This window comes from Companilactobacillus kedongensis, from assembly GCF_003946625.1.
In the GTDB taxonomy this organism is placed as follows: Bacteria; Bacillota; Bacilli; order Lactobacillales; family Lactobacillaceae; genus Companilactobacillus; species Companilactobacillus kedongensis.
This window is the reverse complement of the sequence record NZ_RHOR01000029.1, coordinates 1-7,427: the sequence shown is the minus strand read 5'-3', so window position 1 is coordinate 7,427 and position 7,427 is coordinate 1. Positions and strand designations below refer to the sequence as shown.

Below are 7,427 nucleotides of genomic sequence, written 5' to 3'. Positions count from 1 at the left end.
CCCGTCCCCAAAGGGGACAAGGTTGCCACAGTAGCCTGCATGAACAAGACACTTAAGTGTCTGTTCTCCATGATTAGAAGCAAGACTAAATATGCTTATGCATATACGGACTCGAAGTCCACAGAGATACAATAATATCTCTATTTCAATACTAACTCTTACCTTCATAATTTTAAAGCACAAGTTATGAAGTACTGTTTAGAATACTCTCATTTTCCTAGATCATACTTGACTAATCGTAGGAACCGAGGTCCCAGACCAAGGCTGGGACCGTTCCGCACAGCCAGTAAATTTTTTCATATCTGGAGACGACATATATCTCCCCCCAACCAAAGCACAAAAAAAGACTTGCTTTCGCAAGTCTTAATTTTAAGCGACTAAGAATTAGTCAGCTAGTGAAACACCTTCACCGGCTTTAACAAATTCGTCAGTTGAAACACCGTAGTAAGTGTTACCAGCAGCATCAGTAGCAGTCTTATCAACTAACCATGATGAACCACCAGCAAGAGCACGTGTTGTTGACATTACGCCGTCTTTATTGTAAACGAAGTATGTCATACCAGGTGTAGCTAGGTTAACAACTTTCTTTGTGTCAAGGTTTTTAACTGTTAATGCGCCTTCTGGAGTTTCTGAACCACCGTTGTTGTTACCATCATTTACAGTAACACTTTCAGCAGGAACCCATTCGTGTGTTGATACACGATATTGTTTGTCGCCCTTAGCGTTTGTACGAACCTTGTCATATTGCCATGAAGTGTTAGCGGCAAGAGCACGGTTTGAAATTGTGTCGTTGTCATCATTTTTCAATGTGTAATATGTCTTGTCGTTCTTTGTTGTAACAACACCTGTTTCATCAGTTGTTGTCCAATTTGTATCAGCCTTTGAGCCAACATTGACTGCACGAACATATTTAATTGTTCCAGCAGTAGCTGTTGAAACGTCATTATTAGCAACTGCAGTCTTCAAAGCAGTACCATTAAATGTTACCGCATATTTATCAGCTGTATCAGCATTATATGCAGTAAGCAATTTAGCAAAATCACTATCAGCAGTAGCTGTAAGTGTTACTACTTGATAATATGTAGTATTTTCCTTTGAGAATGTACCATCATCAGCAATACCTTCATCAACGCCAGCTGGTGTTACTGTTGTAGATCCATTAAGTGCTGAAATAGCAGCATTCTTTGATGCATAGTAATTAGTATCAGCAGAAGGAGTTACTGCAGAAACTGCCTTACCATCTTTGTCTGTAACTGAAGTAGGCATTGAAGCTAGCAATTGTGGTGAAAGTGTGCTTGAACCATATGCTACATCATATGAATCAGAAGCTTTTACATCTGCTGAAGTATTTTCAGTAGTAGCTGTATCTTTAAGAGTATATGTTGTTGTTGCAGAATTTGTTGTAATATCAATTGCATCTGCATCAGTTGGTGTATATGAAGAAATAGCTACAGTAAATGAAACCTTTGAAGGTGTTCCCAACTTAAGGATCTCTGTATTTTCATCATCATTTGAAGCAGTGTATTCTTTACCATCAATTGTATATGTAACATTTTCCAATGTAACATTTGCATTGTTGGCAACTAATGTAGCATCATTATTGTCTTGGTTAGAAGTATTAGCAGTGTATGGTCCACCACCTACAGCTTTAAAGTCTGAAAATGATGTTGTTGTTCCAATCAAGCCAGTAAGTGCTGGTAATTTATCTACTGTTTGATTAGTTTTTAAATTTCCTAAGTAATTATTAGCAGCAGATTTTACTGATGCTGTTGTATCTGAAGTTTCATCAGCTTGAACTGTTGTAACTGTATTTGTTAGAACTGGTGCTGCAACGGGTGCAACGGCTAGTAAAGTAGCTGCGGCCACGCCAGCATATTTAATTGATTTTTTCAATGTGAATCCTCCCCTGGACTACAAGAATTTATTTTTTTTAATTTGTTAGTGGGCTATCCCACTGACAATCATTATATGAAACTCCGGCTTTTGAATCAACTCTTAAATATGAAATACCGGCTTTTGTAACATTTCTGTATTAAAAATAATACTTTTGTAATATTTCTAACCCGGAAAAGTCTTAAGTCGATCCCTCAAATTATTCATTGCATCAAAAGAGCCTAATCCCATAATAGACGATTCAGGGATTAGGCTCAAGTAATATCATACAAAAATTTTAATTATTTTCAGTAAAGTGCGTAATATCGGGCTAAGCGAGCTAAGACAGCTTAGTTTTAAAAATTTCTGTTTCAGTACGTTGTACATACTTGGCACTAACAACTTCCGTAAAAAGTTGCACAGTATCTTTTTCAAATATCTTACTAGCGGTGATTTTATCCATGGCACTTTTCACCGCGATTGGATCGAGATCATCCTTGATGTAGTTCAACACTAGATCACGTCTCTTACCTGCTGCTGTTTTAAATACTAGTTGTAATTTCTTCATTTAAGTTTACCGCTCCTTTTTATTGTGTGATCATTTCGTCATGCTTGATAATTTCTGCTTTCAAGAAGGCATCCCCATCAGATAACATGATCAATCCTTCTACCAATAGATCAATTTGTTCCTTAGTTGGATTAGCCACGATGTTGTTGAAGTTTCGTACCATCTTACCTTTAGCATACTTATCATTAGTCATTGTTAAATTAATAGATGTTTTTTCCCAGTCCATCAAAACTACCTCGTTTTCTTTTTTGGTAAGGAACCTTGTCGGCCGACTTAAGTAACTTACATAAATAATAACGAGTGAGGATACCAAAAACGGAAATACTTTTTTCAATTTCTTTTAACATGTTATAATCTGGGCAGTATTATTATGGAGGAATTAACATGAAGAAAATACTAACGCTACTGATGGCAACCATCGCAGCTTTCCTAGTTGTCGGCTGCTCTAATTCATCATCAAGCAGCAGCAATAAAGGTAACGACTATAAGACCGAAATGTCTAAAGGTAACAAAGCCGTGGACAATAAAGAATATTCCAAGGCTCTAACACACTACAAATCAGCTAATGAGGCAAAGAGTACAACCAAGTCCTCAGCCTACAAGAAGCAGGCACAAAATCTTGTCAGTGCTAATAAACAAATGAATAAACGTGAATTTTCAGATGCTAAGACATCATTGAACAAAGCCAAGAACCAAAATAACGGTAACGCTAAGATGACCAAACGTGCCAAGACACTTTTGAAACAAGTTAAAGAGATCATCCAGAACCGCGCCGACTTCAAGATCAACATTAAGACAGACAAGAGCTTGATCAAGTCAGATAACATCGACCAAGCAACTACCCTATTGAAGCAAATAACTGGGTTTAAGGGTATTAAAGGCAAGTATTACTCAGATATCTACAAACAAGCTAAGAAGCTCTTAGATAACATGCCAAAGAGTTCTGCTAAAGCAACAAGTGCTTCAACCGATACCACTAATAATAGTAGTAATAATTCAGATTCAACTGCTACAAATGGTGATTCATCTACAGACACAAGCGATAGCGACAATCCAGCCGCTAACGGAGATTTCGATAAAGAAAGCAGAAAATATGATGGCGGCACGATAACTGATGCAGATATCGCCAAAGCTCGTCAACAATTGACTGATTCTGGTGTTAAGGATGTTCCTGCATGGAGTGATAGCGAAATTATCCGTGCCATCAAGAATGCTCATGCCGCTGGACGTACAACCGTTCAAGAATCAGATGGTAAAGTTTCTAACTAATTGTTTTATTGCTCTTGCCGCCTGCGGCTACATATCTACTAAAATTAAAATACCTTCTAGTGTTTACAGACTTATTATCTGTTTAACTAGAAGGTATTTTTTGTTGGTGTTTATCAGAAGAGCGCAAGTAATTCCGCCTGTTGTGTGACCGATTCGAGTCACTGCCTCTCATCTCGATTTTGAGCTTTGCTTACGCAAATCTCAGAATCGTCAGTAGTGTAAGAGAGAAGTTCACTCTCTAACACTACTCTCACAACTGGCTACATTACTTGTGCTCTTCTTTTGGCGATATAGAGTTACATGCTTTGATCTGTTGATGCAGTATTTTGTATTTCTAGTAATTTGGAATATACATCATTGTATTCATCAATGCCGATGTTTAAGTCTGCATCTTCTAAGCTAACTAAATAATCAAATGGGATACTTAGCCGCTCAGCAGTTTCTATCTGACTTAATCCAAGTTGTACTGAAAGACCCATGATTTTTCCCGCCATCTCGAATTGTTGAGACCGCACCTTCTCAACTAAAGATTTGTCATCCGAAGCTAGAGCTGCTTTTAACACAAAATTTTTGAAATCCATTATTATAGCTCCTCCAACCATTCTTCATAATTGTCCATATATATTATTTCTCGTACACTTTCGGCATCTTCACATAACCTATCAATAACATTGTTCATATTTAAACTAGATCCATATTTTTCAATAACAAAGCTAAGGACTATTCCTTCAGAAAATAGACTATCAGCAATTTCAGGTAAAGTAAAAAATAAGATTCTAAGATGACTATATTTACTATCAATTCTTATTTCGTACTCATGATCAAATCGATTCATTCTTTTTATTATTTTTATACCATGAAGTCTGCCAAATATATCATGTGATTGTATAACAATACAATAGTCCTTACCGATTTTTTTAAACCATTTATTTCTCCATCATCTCCATATGACAAAGTATTAATTAAATGCAACGCCCTAACAAGCATATTGCTAGAAAAGCTATCTGTTGGAAATTTATACAAATACTTCAAATGTTTATTGCTATATGGTCTCCTCAATCTATAAAACTCATCAATCATAACTAACTCCATCTCTTAATATTCAATAAGTTAAATTACGAAGTTTAGAAAAAAATAGCCAAATAACACAAGTAATGGAATCAGTTGTGAAAGTGCTGTTAGAAGGTGCTCTTCCTTCTTACAACACTGACGATTCTGAGATTTGCGCAAGCAAAGCTCAAAATCGAGTCCCAAGACAACGACTTGGGACGGTCACACAACAGATGGAATTGCTTGTGTTATTTGGCGGCAGGCAATCAGAGCAAAAAAAAAGACCCCTTCCGAGGTTTTTTTTACTATTATTTATCTAATTTTTTAGCACCTTTATTACCCTTACCAAGGTATGAATGACGAATACCATAAGTAAAGTAGATCACAAGACCAATAGCAAACCATATACCAGCATAAGTCTTAGCTTGCACATCAAGACCCCAGAATACGAACAAGGCACCTAAGAATGCAATTGCAGGCAATACCGGATAAAGCGGCATCTTAAATGATGGTTCGGGAAGATCCTTACCTTCACGTTTTCTCAATGGATAGATACCAAGAGAAACAAACATGAAGGCAATCAACGTTCCGGCAGAAATCAATTGAGCCAAGAATGCGAACGGACAAAGAGCTCCGACAACAACGGCGATAGCTGATAGTGCAAATAGTGCGTGATTAGGCAAGTTGCGTTTGTTCAATTTTCCTAACCAAGCAGGCAACATCCCGTCACGTCCGAATGAATACAATAGACGAGATCCAGCCAACATCATACCGATCAAGGCTGTAAACATACCGATAACGGCAACGGCTTGGATAACACTGGCGATACCTGAATGTCCAGCTTGACGCAATGCCCAGCCAACAGGTTCAGCATTGTTAGCGTACTTAGTATATTTGAACATCCCGACCAATACTAAAGCAACGGCAACGAACAATGTAACGGCGATAACTAATGAACCCAAGATACCACGTGGCATGGTCTTCTCTGGATCTTTAGCTTCGGCAGAGTTTGCGGCGATCGAATCAAATCCGATATATGACAAGAAGATCATCGAGACACCGGCATAGATACCTTTCCAACCACCAAAGGCTGTTCCATCTGGATTAACGTGGTATTTAGGGATAAATGGAACGTAATTTTCAATATGGATGGCTGTTAAACCAACGATAATAAATGTCAAAATTGCAAGAACTTTCAAGACAACTAAGACGTTCTCAACTCGAGCGGCACCGTTAACACCTTTTGATAAGAGCCAGGCAACGGCAACTAAAACGATAACAGCGGTGATATCAATGATCCCGCCGTCATTCCCCAATGTGTTCGACAACGATTTAGGGAAGTTGATACCCAGTGGTACTAATAACCCTCGAAAATTTGCCGACAGTCCGGAACCAACGAAGGCTAAAGCGATAAAGTACTCAGCCAAAAGCGCCCAACCAGCGATCCAGCCAAAAAATTCACCAAACATAACATTGATCCACGAATACGCAGATCCAGCAAACGGCATCGCTGCCGCCATTTCAGCGTAAGCAAAGGCTACCAAACCCGCAACGATCGCAGCAATTAAAAACGAAAAGACCACCGCTGGGCCAGCATGATCAGCCGCAACGACACCTGGCAAAGTAAAAATAGACGTGGAAACAATTGTTCCGACACCTAGGGCTAAGAAGTCCTTAACCGTTAAAACTCTTACCAGATTGGCATCCTTATCTTCATAAATACTCGGATCTTCCTTTAAGGTCAATCGTTTAAATATCCTACTCATATAAAATCCTCCTCATAACTTGCTGCTGGTCTTACTCTTAAATTTGAATAATAGAAATAATGACATTCTAATAGTTTTCTAATTTAGTTGCAAGCTTTTTTTGCGAGTCAGCGGTGCTTAGAGGCGAAAAATCATTGTTGACGCTTACTTATTAATTAAAATATTTTTAATTTGAATAATTGGCAGCGATTCCTTTAGAAACAACCATTTTAGATAATTCTGTTATCATAGTTTTATACGAGTTGCTAGATGAGAAAACTCGCTAATTCATTTGCGAGATGAATCATCGTCTTAAGCAACTGTACTTCTGTTTCTTTCTTAATACTTTTATACAAACGTATGTTCTTTTAATGTATAATTGTAGGTAGAAAAGAGGTGATAATAATGGCTTTAAAAGGTATCAAACTCCGTATCTACCCTGACAAACAACAGGTTGAACATATTACTTTAAATTTTGGTGCTAACCGTTTCGTTTGGAATCAAATGCTGGATATGATCCAACAAAGATATGTTAATAATCCTGATTCTAGCTTCTTGAGTGCATATGACTTGAACTACTTGCTTACCCAATTAAAGAAAGAATATACCTGGTTAAGGCTGGCTGAAAGCACAGCTTTACAGGTTACTGATCATGATTTAATTGAAGCCTACAAAGGTTTCTTCAAACACATCAGGAAGTACCCTAGATTCAAAAGTAAGAAGTTTCCTAAGCAAAGCTATCAGTGTAAGTTTGTTAAAAATAACATTGAAGTAGTAGATGATCATTTCATTAAGCTACCTAAGTTAGGCTACTTGCGTTATCGTGCCGGTCGAAAGATAGTTGGCAAGATCAAAGCAGTCACAATTCGTAAGTCTAGTACCAACAAATACTACGCCGTCTTATCTCTTGATTGCGAGAACCA

General features: G+C 37.7%; 8 protein-coding genes. 2 read left to right on the top strand and 6 right to left on the bottom strand.

Annotated features, from left to right (window positions below; genetic code table 11):
- Positions 1-384: 384 nt before the first annotated feature.
- The 3 genes from EKM60_RS10985 to EKM60_RS10975 form a co-directional block, all read right to left on the bottom strand.
- Complete coding sequence (locus EKM60_RS10985) at positions 385-1,893, bottom strand: hypothetical protein (protein WP_125715371.1); 1,509 nt, start codon at positions 1,891-1,893, stop codon at positions 385-387.
- A 319-nt stretch (positions 1,894-2,212) separates the two neighbouring features.
- Positions 2,213-2,440: a DUF2922 domain-containing protein gene (locus EKM60_RS10980; protein WP_125715369.1), complete on the bottom strand. Its 228-nt coding sequence runs from the start codon at positions 2,438-2,440 to the stop codon at positions 2,213-2,215.
- Positions 2,441-2,459: 19 nt separating this feature from the next.
- The gene (locus EKM60_RS10975; RefSeq protein WP_125715367.1) at positions 2,460-2,666 is read right to left on the bottom strand and encodes a hypothetical protein; all 207 of its coding nucleotides are present in this window, start codon (positions 2,664-2,666) and stop codon (positions 2,460-2,462) included.
- Between the two features lie 158 nt (positions 2,667-2,824).
- On the opposite strand from EKM60_RS10975, the gene EKM60_RS10970 reads away from it, so the two are divergent.
- Entirely contained in the window at positions 2,825-3,709 is an 885-nt protein-coding gene (locus EKM60_RS10970) for an outer membrane protein assembly factor BamD (protein WP_125715365.1), read from the top strand.
- Positions 3,710-4,005: 296 nt separating this feature from the next.
- Here the strand turns inward: EKM60_RS10970 and EKM60_RS10965 are convergent, their stop codons facing one another.
- The 3 genes from EKM60_RS10965 to EKM60_RS10955 all read right to left on the bottom strand — a co-directional run bounded on the left by EKM60_RS10965 (position 4,006) and on the right by EKM60_RS10955 (position 6,525).
- Entirely contained in the window at positions 4,006-4,290 is a 285-nt protein-coding gene (locus tag EKM60_RS10965; protein WP_125715363.1) for a hypothetical protein, read from the bottom strand.
- Between the two features lie 2 nt (positions 4,291-4,292).
- The gene (locus tag EKM60_RS10960; RefSeq protein ID WP_125715361.1) at positions 4,293-4,544 is read right to left on the bottom strand and encodes a hypothetical protein; all 252 of its coding nucleotides are present in this window, start codon (positions 4,542-4,544) and stop codon (positions 4,293-4,295) included.
- Between the two features lie 523 nt (positions 4,545-5,067).
- A complete protein-coding gene (locus EKM60_RS10955) occupies positions 5,068-6,525 on the bottom strand; it encodes an APC family permease (protein WP_125715359.1) in 1,458 nt (485 codons plus the stop codon).
- Positions 6,526-6,909: 384 nt separating this feature from the next.
- Between EKM60_RS10955 and EKM60_RS10950 the strand changes: the two genes are divergently transcribed.
- A partial coding sequence (locus EKM60_RS10950; protein WP_164508392.1) for an RNA-guided endonuclease TnpB family protein occupies positions 6,910-7,427 on the top strand: 518 nt, incomplete at its 3' end.

What these genes read in the sequence shown, in the direction of transcription:
- EKM60_RS10960 (WP_125715361.1), bottom strand. Translation starts at nt 4,544, where the DNA reads ATGAATCGATTTGATCATGAGTACGAAATAAGAATTGATAGTAAATAT.
- EKM60_RS10955 (WP_125715359.1), bottom strand. Translation starts at nt 6,525, where the DNA reads ATGAGTAGGATATTTAAACGATTGACCTTAAAGGAAGATCCGAGTATT.
- EKM60_RS10965 (WP_125715363.1), bottom strand. Translation starts at nt 4,290, where the DNA reads ATGGATTTCAAAAATTTTGTGTTAAAAGCAGCTCTAGCTTCGGATGAC.
- EKM60_RS10975 (WP_125715367.1), bottom strand. Translation starts at nt 2,666, where the DNA reads ATGGACTGGGAAAAAACATCTATTAATTTAACAATGACTAATGATAAG.
- EKM60_RS10970 (WP_125715365.1), top strand. Translation starts at nt 2,825, where the DNA reads ATGAAGAAAATACTAACGCTACTGATGGCAACCATCGCAGCTTTCCTA.
- EKM60_RS10980 (WP_125715369.1), bottom strand. Translation starts at nt 2,440, where the DNA reads ATGAAGAAATTACAACTAGTATTTAAAACAGCAGCAGGTAAGAGACGT.